A 26,768-nucleotide genomic window follows, 5' to 3' on the forward strand; every position below is an offset into this window, starting at 1 on the left:
TTAAAGGTGTTTTTTCAATTTTTTAATATTAGACTCCCGCTGATGCTTCATTCTGGAATCTTTCGCCTGTTTCTCATCGGCTGCTACAAGTGACTGAATCGATGATAATGACAGCTGACTATCAGCAAGACAATGTCCGATGAGGTATTTCAGCTTATCCAGCAACGTACTGATATAGGATTCTTCAAATACCTCCTTCCTGTAAGAGACTTCAAAGGAAACAGCATCTTCCAGCTCTGTAATATCAAACCAGATATCCGCCTTTACATATCGCTCTTCTTTTTGCAGGGGCTTGAAATCAAATCCAGGATAATTAATATTGCGGGTAGGTACTTTAGGGTTCAGGTTAAAACCAATATTAAACTCTCCGCCTCCTTTTCCCGTCTCCGCTCCTTCCAGCACTGCCAGCTTCAGATAAGGATATTCACTATGCGCAAGTGCAGAGACTGTAGCATCCTTCACGATCTCATAAATAGTATCAAATCCCGGATCTGCTGCTACGATAGTCCTCACAATGATCGTATTCAGGAAGAGGCCTACGATATTGGACAATTCATGATTGTTACGACTATTTACCGGACAGCCAAAACTAAGATCCTGCTGGCCCGTTTCCAGATATATCAATGTCTTCACCAGCGACAGCAACATTACGAACATAGTACCCTGACGCTCCCGGTTATAAGTCCTCATGGTATTGACCCATCCTGCCTCATTGATCACCAGTTTTACTACACCCGCCTGATTGGATGCTGCCGGTAATGACCTGGCTCCAGGTAATCTGACACCAAGCTGGCGACCCGATAGATAAGTCTTCCAGAAATTTTCGCTTTTCAGCTGGTCTTCTTCCCGCGCCTGCGTTGCCTGTGACCAGGAATAGTCTTTGAAGGAGAACTTCGGAACAGGCTGCAGCACCCCACTTCTACCCTGCTGCAGATAGTGGTAGGATAAAAGCAGATCATTGAAAATAATCTGTAAAGAGAATGGATCTGATATAATGTGATGGGTATTGAAGAATATAAAGTATTCAGCCGGTGTGTTCCTTATGATCTTAATTCTCATCAATGGCCCTTTCCTGAAATCAAAGAGGAACTTGTTCTCTTCATCAAATAAACGAATCGCCCCTTTTTCGTCTACCGGCTCATTGACCATGTCCAGGAAAATGAAACCTTCGGCTGTTTGAGCAGGGTCCTGCAGATAAAACCGCAGCTCACCCTTTTCATCATAATCGATAATATAACGCAGGATCTCATGTCTATCCAGCAGCAATGTGTATGCCGATGCGATCTTATCCAGGTCAATCGCAGCTTTCACATTCCAGCCCAGCGTTGTGTTATAAGAAACAGATACGTTGTCCTGCTGTGAAGCCAGCCAATAGGCTTTCTGAATCTCTGTCAATGGATAGCTATCGGAGACAGGAGCAAGCAGCAGACTATTCTCAAATTTTCTTTCCTGAGCATCTATTAGTCTGGCCAGCGCTTCGATAGTTGGGTGTTCAAAAAGGTCTTTGATACTGATCTTCACCTTTAGGGTATTTCCTATCAGCGTGATGATCTGAATGGCCATAAAGGAATTACCACCCAGGTCAAAGAAGTTATCCCGGATGCTTACCTTTTTCATCTTCAGCAATGTAGCCCAGATATTCGCCAGCTGTTCTTCCGTCTCATTGGCAGGCGCTTCATAATGCCCTTCATATAAGGTAGGATCTGCAGGATCCGGCAGCGCTTTTTTATCGATCTTTCCATTTGGGGTCAATGGCAATTTTTCAAGGGTCAGCAGGAAAGAAGGGATCATATAAGCCGGCAGCCTGGAACGCATATATTCCTGTAATTCCTGCTTATTGTAGGCAGGCCCCGGCACCACATAACCCACCAGTCGTTTGTTATTATTCGCATCCTCCTTCTTCACGACAACACACTCATGGATATGTGGAAACTCTTTCATGATGGTCTCTATTTCGCCCATCTCTATCCTGTGTCCGCTAATCTTCACCTGATCATCTATTCTACCCAGGCATTCGATCTCTCCGTCTGGCAGCCATCTCGCCAGGTCGCCGGTCCTATATACTTTTTCACCGGGTCTGTAAGGATTATCAAAGAATTTCTCTGCAGTAAGCCCGGGTCTCTTCAAATATCCTACCGCAACACCTTCTCCTCCTATGCACAATTCTCCTGCTACACCTACAGGAGTAAGATGGCCCAGGGTATCTAAAATATAGATCTGCGTATTGGCAATTGGGGTACCGATGGTTACTTTATCAGGATCTATGATCTGCTTGATGGTAGACCAGATAGTTGTCTCCGTAGGCCCGTACATATTGAATATAGACCCATTCATATACCGGAACAGCTCTCTTGTCAGGGAGACAGGCAAAGCTTCTCCACCTACGAGCACAGCTTCCATCTGTTGTAAAGCCAGCTGTCCTTCAGTAGTGGTCACCAGTTCCCGGGCAAAGGAAGGTGTACATTGCATATGTGTAACACCATGTTCCTGCATCAGCTCCTCAGGAGCCCATTTCTTTTCCAATCTTTTTGCCAGCAGCTTTTTCTGAACCTCCAGCTGTTTGATAAGGTCCTGGAGCTTTTTAAGGAATGGCAGATGTGCCAGAGTAATGTCTACATCTATACCGAAATCAATCAGACAGGCCACCTCATTGACACCTGCTGCATGTAGCTCCCGGATACGGGAGAGGCATGTTTCGGGCGTACCAAAGAGACCACTGGAATAGAAGTAGCGTTGAAATCCCATTTCCAGTATGACTTCAAGATCCGTTTCGGGATCCAGCCCTGCCTGATCCACCACTGGTTTCAGGAGATCAATAGAATGGCGCAGATAATTTTTAAACGGCTCTTTTACTGTTTCTTTGATAACCTGCAGGTCATCCCCTACAAAGGTATGCAGCATGACAGCCACCCTTCCCTGTTCAGGATCAAAGCCATTTGCTGCCAGCGCCGCACGGTACTGACTGATCTTATCTCCCAGATCCTCTATCGATTGGCCTAAAAGATGGGTCAGCACATTCGCGCCGATACTACCTGCATATTTAAATGTCTCAGGATTGCCTGCTGCTGTAAGCCATATCGGCAATGAGGACTGTACTGGTTTAGGATGTATGGTAACAGCAAAATCATTGCCTGCGCCATTTTTACGAAGCACTGTTTCTCCATTCCACAACTGGTGCAGTGTTACCAGCTTATCCTTCATTTTCTGATGACGCGTTTTATAATCCTCCGGCATAAAGACGAAGTCATTGGGGTGCCATCCGGAAGCTACCGACAATTCTACGCGGCCATTGGAAAGATTGTCCACCATGGACCATTCTTCCGCGACCCTGATGGGATCATGGAGAGGTAATACCACACTTCCCGATCTGATCCGGATATTATTTGTGAGCGCAGCCACTGCTGCAGCTGCCACGGATGGATTAGGGAACTGGTCGCCAAAGCTATGGAAGTGGCGCTCCGGTATCCAGACAGCCTCCAGTCCATTATTGTCGGCAAACTTTGCCCCTTCCAGTAATAACCGATATTTATTGCCGGCAGTGATCTCTTCCTGTGCAGCGAAATAGAATAAGCTGAAATCCATGACGGTTCTTTCTGTCATCGGCACCGGTCTGTCTGGTAATATCACTACTTTTTTGCCGTTGGTCAATGTCCAGAATAATTCCAATACTGAAATATCAAAGCTTATACTGGTAACTGCCAGCCAGGTCTCCTGCTTTTCTGACTTGCCGAATTTTATATCCAGTCCTACAAAGAAATTCGTCACATTGCGATGATGGATCATCACTCCTTTAGGCCTTCCGGTGGAACCAGAAGTATAGATCACATAAGCCAGTGGCTGCTCTTTCCAATGTAACCGTATGTCAGAACCAGGTTTACCGGCCAATAGCTGTTGCAGCGCCTGTTCATCCAGGTTCAGCGTATGCTTTACCTGATCAGCCGGAAGTATATGTTGCGTATCATTATTAACAAGGAGATATTCAGCTTCTGAATCGCCAAGCATATATATAAGGCGATCCACAGGATAGGTAGGATCCAACGGGATATAGGCTCCTCCCGATTTCAGGATACCCAACAATCCTATCATCATGTCCAGAGAGCGGTCAATACAAATAGCCACCATATCCCTTTCTTTCACCCCTTTTTCTTTCAGGTGCCATGCCAGCTGATTGGCCTTTTCATTCAATTCTTTATACGTCAGTGACTTTCCTTCAAAAACCAGGGCTATATGATCCGGCGTTTTTTCCACCTGTGCCTCAAAAAGATCTACGATAGTCATTTCTCTGGCATAATCCACGGCCGTATCATTAAATGCTGTGATCAACTGCTGCTGTTCATCCCTGGCAAGAATGGATATCATTGACATCGGCTTGTCAGCAGCTTTCAGCAGCTCCAGCAAGGTACTTTCAAAATGACCTTTGATCATGCCTGAATAATAGGGTGCCAGGAGCTCACTATTATAACCAAAATCAAAACGCAATCCTTCTTCCTGATCTACAGCAGTGAGGGTCATTAAATAATTGGTGCGCTCTTCCAGCTGGATATTCGCGGCAGGCAGCAGACGGGCGGCTTCCGGAGATTCCATCTTCGGATAGTTTTCGAATACTACTATCGTATCAAATGGTTCACCATGTAAACCAATCCATTGCTGGATCTCATTCAGTGATGAATATTGATAACGACGGGCCTCAGTATGGCCTTTTTGTAATGAGCGCAACCAGTCGATCAACAGCTCATCGCCTGCTATCCTGCTCCGCAAAGGCAGGTTATTGATGTATAAACCTACCCGACGTTCTGATTCCGGCAGGTCTGAAGGACGACCAGATACCACTACGCCAAACACGACATCGGAACTGCCTGTGTACTTGCTCAGCAGAATAGACCAGATACCCTGTACAAAAGTATTTACCGTGATCTGATGCTGCTGACAATAGCTTCTAACCTGCTCTGTCAATACAGGTGCCAGCAACAGCTGCTCATGTTTCACCGCTGCGCCGCCTTTATTCCTGTGATGATCAGATATATTGGATACAAATGGTAATAAGGTCTTATTGGAAATATCCGACATATAGGTCTTCCAGAAAGACATCGCGGCATAATGGTCAGTCCGGGTGATATAGCGGATATAATCTCCATAATGATCAATGGTCTTACCTACCGGAGCCCCCCCTCTGGAATAGGCTGCATAAGCCTGCTGGAAGGAGGCTATTAGCGAAGCATTTGACCAGCCGTCCAGAATGATATGATAATGGGTCCACACCATTTTATACAATCGCTCACTGAGACGTATCAGGGTGATCCGCATCAATGGTGCTTCCTGGAAATTAAAACCTCGTTGCAGGTCGGCCGCCAGGAAAGCTGTCAGATGTGCTTCCTGTTCTTCTGTACTTAAATAACTATAATCCAATACCTCAAATGGCAGGCTTACTTCTTTGAACACACATTGTACAGGAATGCTCAGGGCATCTGCAAAAAATCCACTCCTCAATATGGTATGATGCTTCAGCAGATCCTCCCAGGCTGCCCTGAAAGCGACAAGATCAATTCCTTCCGGAAAATCAACCCTTAATTGTTCCATGTATGCTTTTCCATCCTCATCATAAAGATGATGGAACAATATGCCTTTCTGTAATGGGCTGAGACGATACAGATCACTGATCTTATCCCTGCCTTTAGCATCCAGGAAACGGGACAGCTCTTTATACCCGACTTCCGGCGCCAGACCATAGTCAGATGGCGTACGCTCTCTTTCTCCCAGATCACGGCAATGCCCGATCAATGCACCTAAATGATCAATAAAAGCAGCCGATAAGCTTGCGATAGTTTGCGTATCATATTGTTCATGTGAATAGCTCCAGCGAACTGTCAACATCCCCTCGCTGATAATACCACTAATATCCAGCTTCGTAGTATAAGGCCATCCTGCACCAGTAGTATCTCCCATATGTTCCTGTGCCCCTCCTAACAATGTATCATCTTCCAGTACATTGTCTGTCTGTCCCAGATAATTGAACACAATATCCCATCGTCCGCCAGACAAACGTTTATCCGGATGCAGATAACGTAATAATCCATACCCAAGACCTTTCTGTGGCACATGACGCAACTGCTCTTTGATACTCCTGATCTGATCGGCCCCTGTAGCAATATCTCCGGTGTCCAGTAATATCGGATACAGGCTGGTGAACCAGCCCACTGTCTTGCTGGTATCCAGATCATGTGAAATATATTCCCTGCCATGACCTTCCATTCCTAGCAGCACTTTGGAGGATCCTGTCCATGTGGACAATGTCATCGACAAGGCGCTTAATAAAATATCATTAATCTCTGTATTATAAGCACTATTCACTTCCAGCAACAGCGATCGGGTCAGATCCCTATCCAGCTGTACCGTGTGATGCACACGGGTGGCGGCGGTATTATTACCAGCCCTATCTACTGGCAATGGGGTATAATGAGAGATGACTTCTTCCCAGTAAGCTAACTGAGATGTAACAATCGGGCTTACCGCATACGCTTTCAGCGCATCCGCCCACTGCCGGTAGGAAGTACTCTTCTTACCCAGATGAATGGCATCTCCTGCCAGCACCATCTTCAATGCTGCATGGAACTGTTCCAGCAGAATGCGCCACGATACACCGTCTACCGCCAGGTGATGAATCACCAGTAATAAACGGTTATGACGCTCAGAGGATGGCGTATTAATCAGCACACCTTTTATCAGATAGCCTTTCTCTATATCCAGACTCCTTTGGTATATGTCACAGACATCTGTAATACTACCTGCAAGCACAACTTCTTCCATCTCTGGCTGCGTATCACTATATCGCTGTACCCAGGCATCTGCCAGCTGTTCATAACGGAATCGTAAAGCATCATGCTGTGATACCAGGGCTTTTAATACATGCGACAGCTGTATGATAGAGATCTCCTTATCTATACTTAATAACTGTGACTGATTATAATGAGAACGACTATCATAATCCTGATCCAGAAACCATTGCTGTATAGGCAACAACGCAGCTTCTCCCGTCAGTACTCCCTGCTCTGCAGCATTATTCGTCTGCTCTTCCTGCAGCTTCGCCGCCAGCACCGCTATGGTCTGGCCCTCAAAAAGATCCTGCGGATGCAAGGTCAATCCATAACGACTGGCACGACTGACTACCTGTATACTGATAATAGAATCACCCCCCAGCTCAAAGAAGTTATCATGGATCCCGATACGTTTAGTATGCAACAACTCCTGCCAGATAGTGGCCAGCCGCTCTTCTGTTTCATTCCTGGGCGCCTCATATTCATTGCTCGTTAATACTGATACTTCAGGATCCGGCAAAGCCTTCTTATCTATCTTTCCATTAGTCGTCACAGGTAACGCGGATAATTCCATCAGAAGAGCAGGCACCATATAATCTGGTAACCGCTGCTTCAGATATGCCTGGATAGCTTCTCTGTCATAGCGCCCCGTTGCTACGATATAAGCTATCAGCCGCTTATGACCACCTCCGTCTTCACGGGCTATTACAATACCCTGATCCAGTAAAGGGCAGCTATTCAACACAACGTTTACCTCCCCAAGCTCTATGCGATAGCCACGGATCTTCACCTGATCATCCACACGGCCCAGGAACTCAATATTTCCATCCGGCAACCATCTGGCAACATCACCTGTCTTATACAAACGCCCCTCGCCAAATGGATTCGCAATAAATTTCTCCGCCGTCAGCGCTGGCCTGTGCAGATAACCTCGTGCCAGACCAGCACCGCTCACATATAAATGCCCTTCCACACCTATTGGCACTAACTGCATATGCGCATCCACGATGAATACCTTCATATTCGCCAATGGCTTGCCTACCGGAATCTGATTCCGTATGTCAGCATGCTTATCCACTGCATAGGTAGATACGCAGACAGCACATTCAGTAGGGCCATAAGCATTGTAATAGCCACCAATACCTGCATAATAAAGGGCATCTGCTACTATAGCTGCTTCCCCTGCTGTGATGATGGCACGTAAAGCAGGCATCTTCCTGCGATCCAGCGTCTGTAGATACACTGGCGGGAAAGTGATCACACTGATGCTATGCTCTTTTATATAGGTCAGGAAGCTGTTTGCATCTGCAATAACAGCTTCAGGTATTAATACCAGTGTAGCCCCACAATAAAAGGCCATAAAGATCTCAGAAACAGAAGCATCGAATGACAAAGAAGCAAATTGCAGCACTCTGTCATTGGCAGTAACCCCGAACTTTCGGATCTGATCCAGCGACATATTTACATTGCTGGTATGCTCGATCATCACACCCTTAGGCAGGCCAGTCGAACCGGATGTATAGATCACATAAGCCAGGTCTGTAGGCTTGATCTCATAATCCCGCTTATATACATCCTTCTTTTCAAAATCATCAAATTGCAGATCCACGGGCAATATGCTCACCTGCAGGTCCATGGTATCAAACATGGACGAAGATTCAATGATCAGCACCTTAAGCCCCGTATCATTTATAATATAGGATTTACGATCCAGTGGATAAGTGATATCTATTGGCACATACGCCGCACCTGCCTTTAACACCCCAAGAATAGCCACCACTGACCATATGGAGCGATCCATCATAATACCTACCAGATCATCAGCCTGTAAAGCATATACAGTGCGTAAATAATGGGCGAGACGATCTGCACGCTCATTCAGTTCCTGATATGTCAGGGCCTCCCCTTTATAGATCAAAGCTGTCTGATCAGGTGTTTTGCCTACCTGCTCCTCAAAGACATCTACAATGGTTTTGTCGCTCGGATATTCAGTAGTAGTATCATTAAACTCAACCAGTAAACCCTCTTCTTCTGCAGAGGTCAATATCTTGATATCGGCGACCCGTTCTTCTCCTACATTAAGCAGGTGGTTAAACACCTGTTCAAAATGCCCTTTTATCATCCGGGCATACACAGATTGCAAAAGATCACTGTTATACGCGAAGTCAATGACCAATTGTTCCCGAAGACTTACAGATAGACTTAACAGATAGTTCCTGCGTTCTTTCAGATGCAGCCCTTCTGCTTTTAACAATTGCTCTTCTGCCTTGTATTTTGCTTTGGGATAATTGTCAAATACCAGTACGCTATCGAAAAGATCTCCCTTCAGGTCTGTCCAGTGCTGTATGTCATTAAGAGATACATATTGATAGCGTCTTGTATCCGTATGGTCATTTTGCAGTTTACGCAACCAGCTGCCTACTGTCTGATCTGGTTCAATGCTGACACGAAGAGGTAGATTATTAATAAATAATCCTACCCTTTCTTCTGCATGAGGAAGATCTTCCGGTCTTCCGGATACAACCACACCAAATCCTATATCCCGGCTACCTGTATATCTTCCCAGCAATAAGGACCATACACCCTGAATGAGCGTATTCATGGTAATCTGCTGCCCCTGACAATATTGTTTCAGGTCTTCTGTTAATGCAGGGCTGATACGAAGAAACTCATGCCTTACCTTTCCATCTCCCTTGTTCCGTTCATGATCCTGGATATTACCGGCAAATGGCAGTAAAGATTTACTAAACCCTGCCATCCGGTTCTTCCAGAAATGTGCTGCAGCATGGTGATCAATACCTGCTATGTAGCGGATATAATCTCCATAGTTATCCTCCTCCCTTACTGCCGGTTTATTGCCTTTCACCAGTGCAGTATAAGCCTGTAAAAACTCGCCGATCAGTACAGAGTTGGACCATCCATCCAATACGATATGATAACGTGTCCAAACCATCCTGTACAGCTTACTGTTCAGGCGGATCAGCGTGATCCTCATCAACGGGGGAGCCTGCAGATCAAATCCCTGTCTGAAATCGGATTCCAGAAATGATGACAATGCAGCATCCTGTTCCTCTTTATTCAAATGGCTATAATCCAGCAGTGCAAAAGGCATCTCTACCTGCTTATGTATTACCTGAACAGGAATGCTTAATACATCCACTATAAAAGCAGCCCTTAATGCAGTATGCTGATGCAGTATATAACTCCAGGAATCTGTAAACGCAGCAATATCTATCCCTGCAGGGAAATCCAGTAATACCTGTTCCAGATAAGAAGTGCTTTTATCATATAAATAGTGGAACAGCATTCCCTTTTGTAAAGGGCTGATACGGAAAATATCACTGATCTGATCTCTGCCCTGTGTATCCAGGAAAAGAGACAATTCTTTATAACCTACTTCCGGTACCAATCCGTAATCAGAAGGCGTATGCTCTTTTTCACTTAGCTCACGGCAATGCACTATCAGCTCACGCAGGTTATCAATAAAGGAAGCCGACAAGCCTGCAATGGTCTGTGCATTATATTGCTCGTGCGAATAGCTCCAGCGCATATTTAATAGGCCATCACTGATCACCCCACTGATATCCAGTTTGCTTCCAAAAGGCCATCCCGCGCCTGATACGGCTCCCATATCCTCTGTAGCAGCCTCCAGCAGCGCATCATCTTCCAGTACATTGTCGGTCTGTCCGAGATAATTGAATACGACATCCCATTGTCCGGCAGATAAGCTTTTCTCCGGATGCAGGTAGCGCAATAACCCATACCCAAGACCTTTTTGAGGCACATTACGCAATTGCTCTTTGATACTCCTGATCTGATCGCCGGGAGTAGCGATATCACCCGCATCCAGCAATAATGGATACAGACTGGTGAACCAACCTACTGTCTTGCTGGTATCCAGCTCATGTGAGATATACTCCCTGCCATGGCCTTCTATACCTACCAGCAATTTAGATTCTCCTGTCCATGCACATAAGGTCTTTGCCAAAGCGCTTAATAGTAAATCATTGATATCTGTGTTATAAGCAGTATTTACTTCCAACAACAATGAACGTGTCAGCTCACGGTCCAGCTGTAAACTGTGATGTACACGAGTCGCAGCTGTATTGTGACCAGACCTGTCTACTGGCAACGGGGTATAATGAGCAATAACATCTTCCCAGTAAGATAACTGACCAGTAATATGAGGGCTTACCGCATACGCTTTCAGCGCATCGCCCCATTGCCTGTAGGAACTACTCTTCCTGCCCAAATTAATGGCATCTCCTACCAGCACCATACTCAGCGCTGTCTGGAACTGCTCCAGCAGTATACGCCATGACACACCATCCACTGCCAGGTGATGCACCACCAGCAATAACCGGTTGTGACGCTCTGACGATGGCGTATTGATCAACACTCCTTTTATCAATTGCCCTTTAACCACATCCAGGCTACTTTGATAACGGGTACAGATGTCGGTGATATTTTCTTTCAGCACCACCTCTTCCAGCACCGGCAGCGTGTCACTATAACGTTGCATCCAGTGAGCTCCTATCTGCTGATAACTGAAACGTAAGGCATCATGCTGTAATACCAATGCTTTAAATACCTGCGATAACTGTGAAAAAGTGATCGCCTTATCTATACTTAATAGTTGTGACTGATTGTAATGAGAACGACTATCATACTCCTGCTCCAGGAACCATTGCTGTATCGGCAATAATTCAGCGGTACCAGACAATTCCCCTTGTTCAGCTGCCGTGCTAACCTGCTCCTGTTGTAGTTTTGCCGATAATACAGCAATTGTCTGGCTCTCAAATATATCACGTGGATGCAAGGTCAGTCCATAACGGCTGGCACGGCTCACTACCTGTATACTGATAATGGAGTCACCACCCAGCTCAAAGAAGTTGTCATAGATCCCAATCCGTTTCGCGTGCAACAATTCCTGCCAGATAGTTACCAGCCGCTCTTCTGTTGCATTACGAGGTCCTACATACTCATTGGATGCCAGCGCAGATACATCCGGATCTGGCAACGCTTTCTTATCAATCTTTCCATTTGATGTCAAAGGCAGCCCAGATAATTCCACCAATAAGGATGGCACCATATAATCTGGCAGATGTGCTTTCAGATAGTCCAGCATACCGTTCCTGTCATAACGCCCCGCTGCTACAACATAAGCTATCAGACGCTTGTGACCATTTCCATCTTCACGTGCGATCACAATACCCTGATCCAGTAAAGAACAGTTATTTAGCACCGCTGTTACCTCACCCAGCTCTATACGATAGCCACGTATCTTTACCTGATCATCCATACGGCCCAGGTATTCAATATTCCCATCGGTTAACCATCTCGCCACATCCCCCGTCCTATACAGACGTCCTTCACCAAATGGATTCGTAATAAACTTCTCTGATGTCAGCTGGGGTCTGTGTAAATACCCCGTTGCCAGTCCCACTCCTCCGATATACAATTCTCCCGATACGCCTACAGGCACAGGCCTTCCCGAAACATCCAATATATAAAGACTTGTATTTGGGATAGGACGGCCAATAGAAATGCCCGCATCCGTAGGGATCAGCTGATCCCCGGTATTGAATGTATATACACTACAGCCTACTGTCGCTTCTGTAGGCCCATATTCATTAATAATATCAACGGAAATACCTTTATCTGACAGGAACTCTACATCCTTCAGATGCAAGGCCTCTCCTCCTAAAACGTATTTATAAGTTAGCCCCTTCAGTTGTGCTTCTTCTACACTATTTCCCAGTATCGTCATATGACTGGGAGTAAGCTTAATAAAATCATATGGGGCATACCTGACCAGATTCGGATCTGCAAAAGCATCCAAGCCCTTACGGTCTGCTATCACCGCATATTTCCCAACTAACAGGGGAACATAAAAAGCAGTTATAGCCGCATCAAAAGTGGGCGGCAGATGTATATAGCTACCTGCATGAGCGCCTTCTACCGAATAGGCCGCAATAGCATGGGCGATATAATTATTCAGGCTCTGATGAGTAATGGCTACTCCTTTAGGCTGTCCGGTAGAACCGGAAGTATAGATCACATAAGCCAGATGGTGGATACTTATCTGCCTGTAAGGTGCCGCCAGAGGTCCTTGTTCGATCTTTGACCATTCTTTATCCAGTACGACAGCACGTTCCTCATCAAATAAATGAGCATAATTTTCTGTGGTAATGACAGCAGCAGCCCGGGTATCTTCCATCATATAAGCAATACGCTCCAGTGGGTAAGCCGGATCCAGTGGCACATAAGCCGCCCCTGCCTTCATAATGCCCCATATGCTCACCATCATATCTATCGACTGGTCCATACATACGGCTACCAGCGCTTCCTGTTTTACCCCTTTTGCGCGCAGGTAATGAGCTACCTGATTGGCACGTACATCCAGCTCTCTGAAAGTAATGGTATGTTCTCCATATACCAGCGCAGGCTGTTCCCCATTCCTTTCCACCTGCTCCTCAAATAGCGTTACCACTGTTATATCCTGCGGGTAGGATTGTAGTGTATTATTAAAGTCCGTCAATAACTGCTGCCGCTCTTTATCTGTAAGTATTGATACGTCGGAAATCTTTATGTCCCTTACCCTCAACAATTGTGGTACTATCACTTCAATGTGGCCCCTGATCATTTCCACGTATGCTTTATCCAGCAATGCACTGTTATAGCCCAGATCAAAACGAAGCCCCGGTTCCTGATCTACTGCTGTAACGGTCAGCAGATAGTTGGTGCGCTCTTCCAATTCGATCTTCCCTATGGAAAGCAGTGGTGCCTCCTCCGTATCCATCTTTGGATAGTTTTCAAATACCAGGATCGTATCAAATGGCTCTCCGTTTAATCCAACCCAGCGTTGAATCTCATTCAATGAAGTATACTGATAACGACGTGCTTCCGTATGTTCTTTTTGTAAAGACCGTACCCAGTCGACGAACAGCTCATCTTCTGCTATCCTGCTACGTAAAGGAAGGTTATTGATATATAGGCCTACCCTTCTTTCTGAAGCCGCTAAATCTGAAGGACGTCCGGATACAACGACACCAAATACAACGTCGTTATTCCCAGTGTACCTGCTCAGCAACAATGACCAGATACCTTGTACAAAAGTATTCACCGTGATCTGGTGCTGCTGGCAATATTCCCTTACCTGTTTAGTCAAAACAGGTCCAAACAATAACTGCTCATGTTTCACAGCAGCCCCACCTTTGTTCCGCTGATGATCGGATACATTCGCGGCAAAAGGCAACAGGGTCTTCTGCTCCAGGTTGGACATATAGTTTTTCCAGAAAGACATCGCAGCATGATGATCAGTACCTGCGATATAGCGGATATAATCTCCATATTGATCCTTAGGCCTGCTTTGGGGCGTACGTCCTCTGGAATAAGCCGCGTAAGCCTGCTGGAAGAAGGCTATCAGTGAGGTATTGGACCAGCCATCCAGAATAATATGATAGTGTGTCCACACCATTTTGTACAGCTGCTCACTCAGCCGTATCAGGGTGATCCGCATTAATGGCGGTTCCTGGAAGTTAAACCCACGTTGCAGGTCGGCCGCCAGGAAAGCTGTCAGATGAGTTTCCTGCTCTTCCTCACTGAGATAACTATAATCCAGTACCTCAAATGGCAGGTTCACTTTATTGAATACAACCTGTACTGGAATGCTCAGCGAATCTGCAAAAAATCCACTCCTCAGAATGGTATGATGTGTCAACAGGTCTTCCCATGCAGCAGCAAATGCGTTCAGATCAATACCCTGGGGGAAATCCATCTTTAACTGCTCTACATAGGCCTTTCCATCCTTATCATACAGGTAATGGAACAACATTCCCTGTTGTAAAGGACTGAGCCGATATATATCACTGATGGTATCCCTGCCGAGTTTATTCAGGAAAAGGGATAATTCTTTATACCCGACTTCCGGCACCAGTCCATAGTCCGATGGCGTGTGCTCCCTTTCACCGAGCTCACGGCAATGGGCTATCAGCTCGCTTAAATGATGAATAAAAGATGCCGACAGCTTAGTAATCGTCTGCGCATCATATTGTTCGTGAGAATAGTTCCAATGTAACGTCAATACGCCATCTCTGATAATACTGTTGATATCCAGCTTCCTGCTAAAAGGAAATGAGCTGCCGATGTTACTGCCGGTAGTCTCTGTAGCACTGTGTATCCATGTATCTGGCGACACTACATTATCTGCCTGTCCCAGATAGTTAAATACGATATCCCATTGCCCTTCTGACAAATGATTCTCTGGATGCAGATAACGTAATAATCCATATCCAATACCTTTCTGCGGTACATGGCGCAATTGCTCTTTGATGCTTCTGATATGATCTGCCGGCGTGGCAAGATCCTCAGTATTGAGTAATAAAGGATACAAGCTGGTGAACCACCCTACTGTATTACTGGTATCCATCTTCCCATTTACAAATTCCCTTCCATGTCCTTCCAGCCCTATCAGCACTTTGGACGATCCTGTCCATGCAAATAATGTCTTCGACAAGGCACTTAATAAGATATCATTGATCTCTGTATTATAAGCATTATTCACTTCCAGCAACAGCGATCGGGTCAGATCCTTATCCAGCTGTACCGTGTGATGCACACGGGTGGCGGCGGTATTATTACCAGCCCTATCTACTGGCAATGGGGTATAATGAGAGATGACTTCTTTCCAGTAAGCTAACTGAGATGTAACAATCGGGCTTACCGCATACGCTTTCAGCGCATACGCCCACTGCCGGTAAGAAGTACTCTTTTTCCCAAGATGGATGGCATCTCCTGCCACCACCATCTTCAATGCTGTCTGGAACTGTTCCAACAGGATACGCCATGAAACACCATCCACTGCGAGGTGATGGATCACCAGTAATAAACGGTTATAGCGCTCAGAAGATGACGTCTTGATCAACACTCCTTTTATCAACAGGCCTTTCTCTATATCCAGGCTACTCTGGTAATCATCACATAAAGCTGTAATACTACCTGTCAGCTCCATTTCTTCCAACGCTGACAGCCTATCGCTATACCGTTGTATCCAGTCATCCGCTGACCGCTCATAAGCAAATCGTAACGCATCATGCTGTAATATCAGTGCTTTCCATACATGCGACAACTGTGTAATAGTGATCGCTTTTTCTATACTTAATAACTGTGACTGATTATAATGGGAACGGTGGTCATAATCTAATTCCAGAAACCATCGTTGTATCGGCAACAACGCAGCTTCTCCAGTCAACATTCCCTGCTCTGCACTTACCTCTTCCTGTTCTTCTTTCGCCTTTGCCGCCAGCGTAGCAATCGTCTGGCATTCAAAGATATCACGTGGATGCAGGGTCAGCCCATAACGACTGGCACGGCTGACTACCTGTATACTGATAATAGAATCACCCCCCAGCTCAAAGAAGTTATCATGGATCCCGATACGTTTTGCATGCAACAGCTCCTGCCATATCATCACCAGCTGCTCTTCTATTTCATTCCCCGGGGCTTCATATTCATTTGAAACCAACACTGACAAATCCGGATCTGGCAATGCTTTCTTATCTACCTTTCCATTGGAAGTCAAAGGCAATGCAGATAATTCTACCAGTAATGAAGGCACCATGTAATCTGGTAACCGCTGTTTCAGATAAGCCAGGATACCTTCTCTGTCATACCGACCCACTGCCACTATAAAAGCGATAAGCCGCTTATGCCCTCCCGCATCTTCACGTGCCACGACAATGCCCTGATCCAGTAAAGGGCAGCTATTTAGTACGGCTGTAATCTCACCCGGCTCAACCCGGTATCCACGGATCTTTACCTGATCATCCACACGCCCCAGGAACTCAATATTCCCATCAGCCCTTCTCCGCACCCAATCTCCGGTCTTGTACAGCTTCCTATTAGTATCCTTGTCAAAAGGATTTATAATAAATTGCTCCCTTGTAAGCGCATCTCTGTTCAAATATCCTTTGGCAACTCCAGCTCCTCCGATTAACAATTCTCCCGGTACTCCAACAGGACATAAAGCGCCATTCCTGTCGACTATAAATATCTTCGTATCCGAGAAAGGTTTCCCTATCGGAACAATCTCATAAGCCCCATGTGGATCCACTTTATGTAAAAGCTTTCCGATGGTAGTTTCCGTAGGACCATAGTGATTAACGATCTTAATATCTGGTGCAGCTGCATAAATGCTTTTCAGGATGCCGGCAGGTAACGCTTCACCACCAAATATGATCATACGTGCCGGCAATAATATCCGACCATTCAGCTCCAGCGATTTCCAATAAGAAGGTACGATCTTGATGCAATCTATCGCATGGGTATGGAAATAGGTATGTAAAAGAGGTGGTGAGGTCAGCGTATCCTTCCTGAATAAATGAAGGGCACCTCCCGTAGCCATGGCTGGATATAATACAGTATTGCCAAGATCAGTAGCGATGGTAGACATCAGACCGAAAGACCGGCTCTCCCCTAAATCCGTATTTTCAAGCAGACCATGCACATAATCCATGATGTTCTGATGAGTGATCATTACACCCTTTGGAGTACCGGTTGATCCGGAAGTATAGATCACGTATATCAGCTGATCTGCCTCAATCGCGGGCAATGGTGTTTTTTTAGGCTCAGGCAATGCCTGATCTACAAGGATAGTTGTCAGTGGCTTTCCATGCAGCAATGCCTGCCCAATACTATCCGTCACAGCCATTGAAGCACTTGTATCAGCAATAATATAATCAATCCTCTCCTGTGGGTAATCCGGATCCAGTGGTACATAAGCAGCACCCGCTTTCAGGATACCCAGGATCGCTGTAATTGTCATTTCCATGGATTCACCCATGCACAGTAATACAAGGCTATCCTTTCCCACTCCCTGGGTTATTAAATGACGCGCCAGCCTGTCCGACTGACTCCTGATTTCCGCATAGGTCAGTGTCTTACCTTCAAAAACAACAGCAGTAGCTTCAGGAACTTCAATGGCCTTCGCATCAAAAAGATCTACAATAGTCCCCGAAGCAGGATAAGTCACCAGTACATCATTGTATTGGCTGATCAGCTGCTGCTCTTCTTTTGGATCCAACATCGCCAGTGCACCTATACGCTGCCATGGATCTATAACAACAGCCGACAGCAATGCTGCATAGTGCGAATGCATGCGTTCTATAGTATCTTTCCTGAACAGATCCGGACGATACTGTATATCTACACTCAGCCCTTCTGCAGTTTCTGTCATGCTACAGGACAGATCAAACCGGGATGTTCCCAGCTCAAACGGGATTGTTGAGAAATGAACATCTCCGATGTTGGATTGCGAGACACCAGCATTATTCTGTAATACAAACAATACCTGAAAAAGGGCTGTGCGGTTAAGTTCCCGCAAAGCACCTACAGCATCCACCACCTTTTCAAAAGGCGTATCCTGATGCTCATAGGCTTCCAGTGTTGTATCCTTCACCCGGGCCAGTAGCGATTTAAACACTGGATTATCTCCCAGATCACTACGCAGTATCACCGTGTTCACAAAAAATCCGATCAGTGACTCAATCTCCTGCCTGTCCCTGTTGGCTACAGGCACACCCACACTGATATCCTCCTGACCAGAATATCTATATAACAAAACCTTAAACGCAGCCAGCAGGGTCATGAAAAGAGTAACTCCTTCACGTTTTGAAAGCGCCTCCAATTGCGTCTTCAGCTCATTCGGAATAGTAAAATGCAGGGTATTCCCTTTTACACTTTTTGCTGCCGGCCGGGAAAAGTCCGTAGGCAACTCCAGCGAAGTGATCCCTGCCAGTTTATTTTTCCAGTAGGATAGTTTTCTATCCAGTAATTCCCCCTGCAGATGATGGCGTTGCCATATAGCATAATCCGCATATTGTACAGATAACGCAGGCAATATAGCAGGCCTTTGTTCCTTAGCAGACTGGTACAGCTCTATCAGCTCATTTACCAGTAATGGCATAGACCAGCCATCGGCTATAATATGGTGCATAACCATCACCAGTATATGTTCATGGGAAGAGCGCCTTATCAACCTTGTCCTCAGCAAATGCTCTCCCGACAGATCAAAAGGTCTGGACGCAAATTCATAAATGATACCGTTCAGATTAGTACTATTATCTTCTATGAGCTCCAGTGGGTATTGTCCTTCCTCCAGTATACGCTGATAAACGACTCCATCTTTTTCTTCAATCACAGAGCGTAATACCTCATGACGGTTTACCACGCCTGAGAAAGCAGCAGATAACACCTTCCAGTCAAGTTCTCCTTCCAGCTTTACCACTACCGGAATATGATAATGGCTGCTACCTTCTATGCGATGGATCAGCCACAAACGTTCCTGAGAAAAGGACAATGGTAACCGATCTTTCCTATGCTGAGCAGTGATCTTAGACAAGGAAGCAGCTTTATCCTGATTGCTGATCAGTGTACTTAATGCTGCTACAGTAGCATGGGTAAATAGATGCTTCAGTGGCAGATCCACTAAAAGCTCACTCCTGATGGCAGCAGCTATACGTGTGGCAGTAATAGAATTTCCACCCCATTCAAAAAGGTCGTCCGTCACCCCGATCTCCTGTGTACCCAGCACGTCCTGCCAGATCTTCAACAGCTTTTTACTTTGCTCATCAGACGGCGCTACATACCCTTCTCTTATTCCGCCTGCTCTTACTGCGGGCAATGCTTTCTTATTCACCTTTCCATTTGGTGTCAGCGGTAAAGCCGGCAAATGCACAAAAAAAGCAGGGATCATATATTCCGGCAAAGTACTGAGCAATGTCAACCTTAATGATGCCTTATCAATGGGAGCTGAAGCAACATAATAAGCGATCAGTACAGGTGCATTATTTACCTTACCAGCGACAACAACAGATTGCTGTATAGCATGAAAACCACGCAGCAATGCCGTCTCTATTTCCCCAGGCTCAATGCGATATCCACGTATCTTCACCTGTTCATCTCTTCTGCCCAGGAACTCAATATTCCCATCTGGCAGCCATTTTCCCAGATCGCCGGTATCATACATCCTGCTTCCGGATACAAACGGATCCCACACAAATTTCTCTGCCGTAAGTGCCGGATTGTGTATATAGCCTCTTGCCACGCCCACACCTGCTACATAAATATTTCCACATACACCCACAGGAAGTGGCTGTAGCTGTTCATCCAGAATATAAACAGACAGGTTTGCAATAGGCTTACCTATAGGAATAGATAACCTGTCACTATCACCCTCCGTTACTTTGTAAATACTTGTACATACTGCACACTCAGTAGGACCATAAGCATTATAACAGGCTATTCGCTGTGCAATAGCAGCGGAACGCTGCACATGCGCCGCTTCTCCCGCTTCGATCACACATCGTATACCTGCGAGATCTTCATCACTCACCAGATCCAAATAGCTCGGCGGGAAAGTTACTACTGTAGCTGCACTCGTACGCAGATATGACCCAAACAAAGCAGGATCTTTCAACATTTCTCCCGGTGGGATAAGCAGACATGCACCACTGTACAATGCCATCATGATCTCAGAAACAGAAGCATCAAAGGAAACAGAAGCAAACCAAACCACTCTGTCAGCAGCACTGATCCCGAACTGCCGGATTTGCTCCAGCGACATATTCACATTGCTCCTATGTTCCACCATCACGCCTTTGGGAACGCCGGTAGAACCAGAAGTATAGATCACATAAGCAAGATCTCCTGGACTTACTGGCAGTTGCAGGTCGCTATCAGATCCGTCTGACACCTCCCATCCATCCATCATCACACATTCTATATTTCCTTCCTGTATAGCAGCTGTCTCAGCGACCATCAGCTTCAGTTGACTATCTTTGATAATATAGCGTATCCGCTCTTCTGGATATTGCATATCTATAGGCAGATAGGCAGCGCCAGTTTTTAAGACTGCCAATATAGCCACCAATGCTTTTGCAGACTTGGGCAACAATATCCCAATCACATCATCTGCACCCAGCTTATAATGGTTAACGAGATAATGAGCGAACTGATTCGCCTTCTTATTCAGCTCCCCATAAGTAAGCACCGTATCACCCTGCATAAGGGCTATTTCATCTGGATGCGATCGCACCTGTTCTTCAAACAAGCTGACGATGGTAGCCTCCTCAGGATATGATCGGGCTGTATTATTAAATTCCTGCAACACCTGTTCCCGCGCTGCATTTGTCAGGATGGGCAACTGCCCGGGATGGGTATTGACATAAGCATCCATTCCTGTGAGCCACCGTCTGTAATTATTTAATACCCCCTCCGCAATATGCTTATCTGCAAACCTTGGAGAATACTGTATCCCAATAGCGATATCTCCCTGTTGCATTTTCTCAATACGAAGCTCAAAGTGTATAGCAGGGCTACTCAATTTTCCTACTACAGGACCACTTATTCCAAAAGGTGTGAGCTGATCAAAACGTTTCTCTCCTAATTTCCTGTGCAATAAAATTGGGTCATACTCCGCATACTGGCGTACTTCCATCAACTCACTGCTCACTATTGAAAGCGCCTCCTTAAAAGAATTTGCACCTGCAGTATGGCAGGTGAACAATACAGGATGAGTACTACCATTCAGCTCTCCGGCAAAGCTATCTGCAGAAAAAATAGTTCCTTCAAAATCGCGGAAATATCTTTTCAATAACAGTATATAAAGCGTCAGAAAAACTGCATACTCAGCCAGTGGCTGCTCGCGGGTGATCTTCCTGAAATAGCTCAGCTGCTGAGTACTGATCAGCAAACGCTCAGTTGCAAGCAGGGCTTCACCTTCAGACGAAAGCACCTCCTTGTCTTTTATTTTGCTTTTCCAGTAATCTTCTAGCAGTTTATGTTGGATATCGTTGATCATGCTGGTCAACTTTAACAATTATCAAATAACAAAAGGTATAGACATGATGATCCCAGGTCAGTTATTCAAAGGAATAACGTACTACATTTCGCCAGGCACCCTGTAGAACAATACAAAATCAGACACGACATATCAGGCAAGACACGTCATGACAAACAGATACTCTATGGGCATATGCTGGTGGAAAGAATGGGAACAATTAAGTGAAGTACTTAGGCTTACCAAATTCAATACAGATAGTGCCTTTACACTCTAAAGGTTAAAAATGTAACACTTCTGCTGAATAGTAGTTACAGTATGTTCAGGAAAATTGAGCTCTGTACCGGGGTAGGACGCTGAGTAATACATTTATCACAAGCTTTAACAACAACTACGGGAACTTTCGGGTAATGGTAGTGACATAAGGGTTCTTATTTTGAGTTTAAAAAAATGGGTTTGCATAGATATCAGGTGGTCAATTCAAGGCATAGTAACGCTACTATAAGTACCATTCCTGTATTTGCAAGACGAGAAATAATGAGTATGAGGAGGCAATAATAGCGAATAATTTGAATTGCACAAAAAAATTTTAAGGGGGAGTTTAATGTTTAATAAAGAAATATGGCAGCAGTATATGGATAACCTTGCTTTTATTTTTAGAATTACCCATTTACCTCTCGTAATGTGATAAATAAAGGAGCAGTCGCTACCATCCTCATTAAAAGTTTGTGCATTATACTGCCCATATGATTTCTTCTGTTAAATCGAAAATGGAATTCATCCAGGTATGCCTGCATATAATTTTCAGAACAACGATGATGAATCCCTTTTAACCAGCCTTTGAAATTCATGATATGAGCATGTAGCTCCGGGAAGTTTTTACCCTTCCATAGTATTAAGGCAGATTGAAGTAAAAAAAGAATTGAGAATAGGGTCCGCACCTTACTCCCTTAAAAAAGAAAAAACTTAAATTAGCATATAGGGAATAATCAACCCAATAATAATCATGAGAACAATCAATCCATGGATTAACTTCAACGGCAATGCCGAGGCCGCATTCACTTTTTACCAATCAGTTTTTGGTGGTGAGTTCGGCAAGATCATCCGTTTTAAAGACCTGGCAAGTGATGAATTTCAGGTAGCCGAAAATGAGGCGAATAAAATTATGCGCATTGCATTACCAATAGGTGCGCATAATGTGCTAATTGGAAACGATGTACCTGATTTTATGGGCAGGGTAAATGAAAATGAAAACAGATCTAAGATAGTTGCAAGTGCCGAAAGTCGCGAAGAAGCTGACAAGATATTTAATGGTTTATCTGAAGGCGGAGAAGTGGAAGGAGAAATTGGTGATACGCCATGGGGCACATATGCTGGGATGTTCAGGGATAAATATGGGATTGAATGGATCGTAGAATTTGATCCGGGATTATAAGTTTATAATATTGGTATGTATTTCAATGTCATTGCGAGTTAGCCCGCAATGACATTTTTTTTGATACCAGCAGTTTCCTGATGGAACAAATACGTTGTTGTATTGGATTTACATTTCAATTTTCCTCAAGCCACCTCTTGCTATATTTTAACTGTAATAATAAACCAGGTGCCGTCTCTGGTAGTAGTATACGCGTATTCCGTGATGGCAGGTTCATGCACTATGATTGTACTTGGGTGGCAGGGGTTATCTAATAGCTTTTCTTCATTAGTATATGCAAGTGTACTTGTGCCCACTCCATCAATCTTGATGCTGTATTTGAATTCCCCTTTCAGATAATCTTCAATATGAAAGGCTAGTACACCATCTTTATACCCTTTGCCTGTACTTATGCCTGAGATATCGGTCTGCGGTGTGATGGTAATCTTTGAGGCATCTATATTTTTTGCCAGGAGGATATTTTCACCGGTGGTCTTATCAATAAATGTAAGTTTCACCACAGTAGGCGCTGTTAGCCATGCAAATCCGGCACAGGGATCTTTAGCCTCGTCCTTTTTGCAACCTGGGCAAAAACTGGTTATAGCGAGAAAGAATAAGAATAGCATCTTTTTCATATGGGATTGCTTAATGTAGGTTAATGGATTGCTTGTAATGATTTAAACGGATGCTTGCTTAAAAATGTTACAAAATTTTACAAGCTGTGGGATATCGGTAAAAAATATACATATTGACACTTCTTCCGGCTGCTGGTTATTACCTAATTTGTGAGTGGGATTAAAAAATTGCCTGCCATAAATTAAACTACAACAATTTCATTTATGCCCTGTTGCAAGCTACCACTATCCTTCCAGCTTTTATACTCACACTTATGCCCCTGGATCAGGCTCCACTCCTATCCTTATTTCCTTTGGTTTATTTGATGCAAATTAGGTTAGGTCGCAGATTAGTTTAATTTTACAAGTATCTTTCAATACGAAGGATGCTTGTCTAATTCCATTGGAATGAGTTTTCATAAGCCCGTATTTGTTTACCTGATATTATTTGCCTCCTTTACAGCACACGCACAACAAACCGGCAAAATATATGGCCAGCTGTCTGATACCGTTACCCATCAGCAGCTCAAAGATGCTTTTATTACTATCACAAAAGATAATGTTATCAGAAAGTCCTTTTTCGCCGATAAAAGCGGTGGTTTCAGTGCTGATAATATTCCTTTTGGCCAGTACACCTTAAATATCTCTTTCCAGGGCCTGGCCCCTGTAAAAAGGGCGTTTACCATTGATAGTGAACACAACCTGGTAAAGATGGATACCATCTTTATGTTCATACGGGTAAGAGAACTGGACACCGTTGTTATACTGGAGCCTCCTATCGTTGTGAAGAAGGATACCCTGGAATATAATTCCAGTCGCTTTAAGACGAAAGAATATGCTGTGCTGGCAGAACTACTTAAAATGCTTCCTGGTATCCAGATCCGGAACGATGGTACTATTACCATCAATGGTCAGCCTGTAGACCAGATCACAGTAGATGGAGAACCGTTCTTTTCCGGCGAACCATCCATGGCGCTTGAACACCTGCCAGCAGAGATCGTGAAAAAAATACAGGTATATGCTACCAACATCCATAACAATATGCCCGGGCCACCGCCCCAGCCGGGATTTCCGGGTAACAAAACCCTGAACATTGTATTAAAATCGGATAAAAGAAAAGGAAACTTCGGTAAGCTAGGCGCTGGTGCCGGCACGGGTGATACCTACACCATCAACGGAGATCTGAATCATATGAATGGTAGTCAGCAATTGTCCATTGTTGCAGATGCAGGTAATGTTGACAAAGAGAAAAACGGCACCGATCCGGTACAACAAAACAATGGCATCAGGAGGGTTATGAACGGCGGTTTGAACTACCGCGACAGCCGTAATGCTACGCTCAAATATAATGGTAGCTACCTGGCAAATGATACCCGGAGCGAAGTAGCATCCAGGTCTCAAACGCTCATTATATACCCCGGAGACTCCTCTACTTCCCTTAGCCAGTCTAACAATGGTGTGAACCAAATGCGCTCACACCGTTTTAACGGGAAGATAGATTACAATCCGGATGATCGGACCACCCTCAGTATAATCCCGATGATGAATCTGAATAGTGCTGATAATACCAGTTTTCAAGAAAGTACCCAACACTATGCAAACACCGGCACACAGATCTATCAATCATCCGGAACGAGTAGTGGTAAAAGTAATAACACCCAGCTAAGTTCAAATTTTCAGCTAACCCGTCGGGGTACAAAAATAGGGGAACTACTCATAGCGAACCTGAACATACGTAATACTGAAAATACACATAACTCGCTGAATGAAACCGTGACAGCATATACATCCTTCAGCAAAAATGTTCATCAGCTGACGGACAATAAGAGTGGTAGCTTCAATGTTGGAACGAATGCGATGTATACCAAACCACTGGGTAAGAATTATAATTTCACAGCACAGGGTAGTTATGGTTTTAATAAAGACAATAACATTTATAACACCTATAAATTCAATAATGCTAACGGACATTATGACCAGTTGGACCCAACCCAGAGTAATAACTTCACCAGCAACTATCACAGTGGTATAGCACAAGCTTCCATCAGGGGGCAGGCAGGCATACTGAATATTACTTTGGGTGCAGGGCTGCAGGGCGACTGGCTGCTGGCAAATAATGTAAGTGAACATACGCAGTTTTCCCGTCACTTCATCAACCTGCTACCGCAGGCTTTATTGAGTCTCAGCCCTAAAAACGGGAAAAACCTGATGCTGGGTTATAACGGCAAACCAATTTCGATCTCCATCCAGCAATTACAGCCAGTGACCGTAACATCGGATTCTCTCTTCATACAGGAAGGAAATCCTGATTTGAAGCAACCATATACCCACACCTTTAATATGAGCTATAATGCCATTAAAATAGGTACTATGCGGCTCTTTACTATCAGCATGAGTGCCAGCTTTACGGAACATAGCATTGCCCAATCAGGCACCTTGCTGGCTAATGGAGCTCAACTCAGTAAACCCGTGAACCTGGAAGGCACACGGAGCGCCAACCTCACACTTAATTACGCCACATCTGCATTATCGGGCAAGCTGATATTTAATATAACGGGAGCTGCAGTCTATTCAAAAAATCCCGTTTTAAGCAATGGTGTCCGGAATGATAGTCGTACATTCATGACCAATAGTGATCTTACCTGTACCTATAATAACCAGAAAGGCTGGGATCTAAGTCTTAGTGTAGAACCGGGGTATAACATTATGTCGACCAGTAGTGGAGTAAGCACCAGGTATTTTCAGACAGGCATTAACGGTAAAGGACTTTATTCCTGGAAAAACCTGGAAAGCGGATTGACCTGGTATTACAACTACAATAGCAGCCTACCCGCGGATTACCAGCCTGACTTTCCGGTCCTTTCTCCGGTAGTACGTTACCGCTTCTTAAAAAGCAAGGCCTTGCAGGCGGCAATAACCTGTGTGGATCTGTTGAATCAGCAGTCTGGTGCCAGCAGAACCGTGAGCGCTTCGGAGATAGCTGATTCCTGGAGCAAGACGAGAGGACGCTATTTATTATTCAGTTTAACGTATAATTTCAGACATTTCAAATAACCAGGATTTTATTTTTTAAACCCAAACCCAAATCC

General features: G+C 44.8%; 4 protein-coding genes and 1 pseudogene. 2 read left to right on the plus strand and 3 right to left on the minus strand.

What is annotated here, in order from left to right; genetic code table 11:
- Positions 1-21,672: a non-ribosomal peptide synthetase gene (locus tag U0033_RS11795; protein WP_072361445.1), complete on the minus strand. Its 21,672-nt coding sequence runs from the start codon at positions 21,670-21,672 to the stop codon at positions 1-3.
- 641 nt (positions 21,673-22,313) lie between these two features.
- Positions 22,314-22,538, minus strand: a pseudogene (locus U0033_RS11800) (transposase); the annotation flags it as partial.
- 119 nt (positions 22,539-22,657) lie between these two features.
- Here U0033_RS11800 and U0033_RS11805 point away from each other — a divergent pair.
- Positions 22,658-23,086: a VOC family protein gene (locus tag U0033_RS11805; RefSeq protein WP_072361440.1), complete on the plus strand. Its 429-nt coding sequence runs from the start codon at positions 22,658-22,660 to the stop codon at positions 23,084-23,086.
- 140 nt (positions 23,087-23,226) lie between these two features.
- Here U0033_RS11805 and U0033_RS11810 read toward each other — a convergent pair whose 3' ends face one another.
- Positions 23,227-23,700, minus strand: a complete 474-nt coding sequence (locus U0033_RS11810; protein ID WP_072361437.1) for a hypothetical protein — start codon at positions 23,698-23,700, stop codon at positions 23,227-23,229.
- Between the two features lie 387 nt (positions 23,701-24,087).
- On the opposite strand from U0033_RS11810, the gene U0033_RS11815 reads away from it, so the two are divergent.
- Entirely contained in the window at positions 24,088-26,733 is a 2,646-nt protein-coding gene (locus tag U0033_RS11815) for an outer membrane beta-barrel protein (protein ID WP_072361435.1), read from the plus strand.
- Positions 26,734-26,768 lie beyond the last annotated feature (35 nt).

The sequence above is a fragment of the Chitinophaga sancti genome, from assembly GCF_034424315.1.
Classification (GTDB): Bacteria; Bacteroidota; Bacteroidia; order Chitinophagales; family Chitinophagaceae; genus Chitinophaga; species Chitinophaga sancti.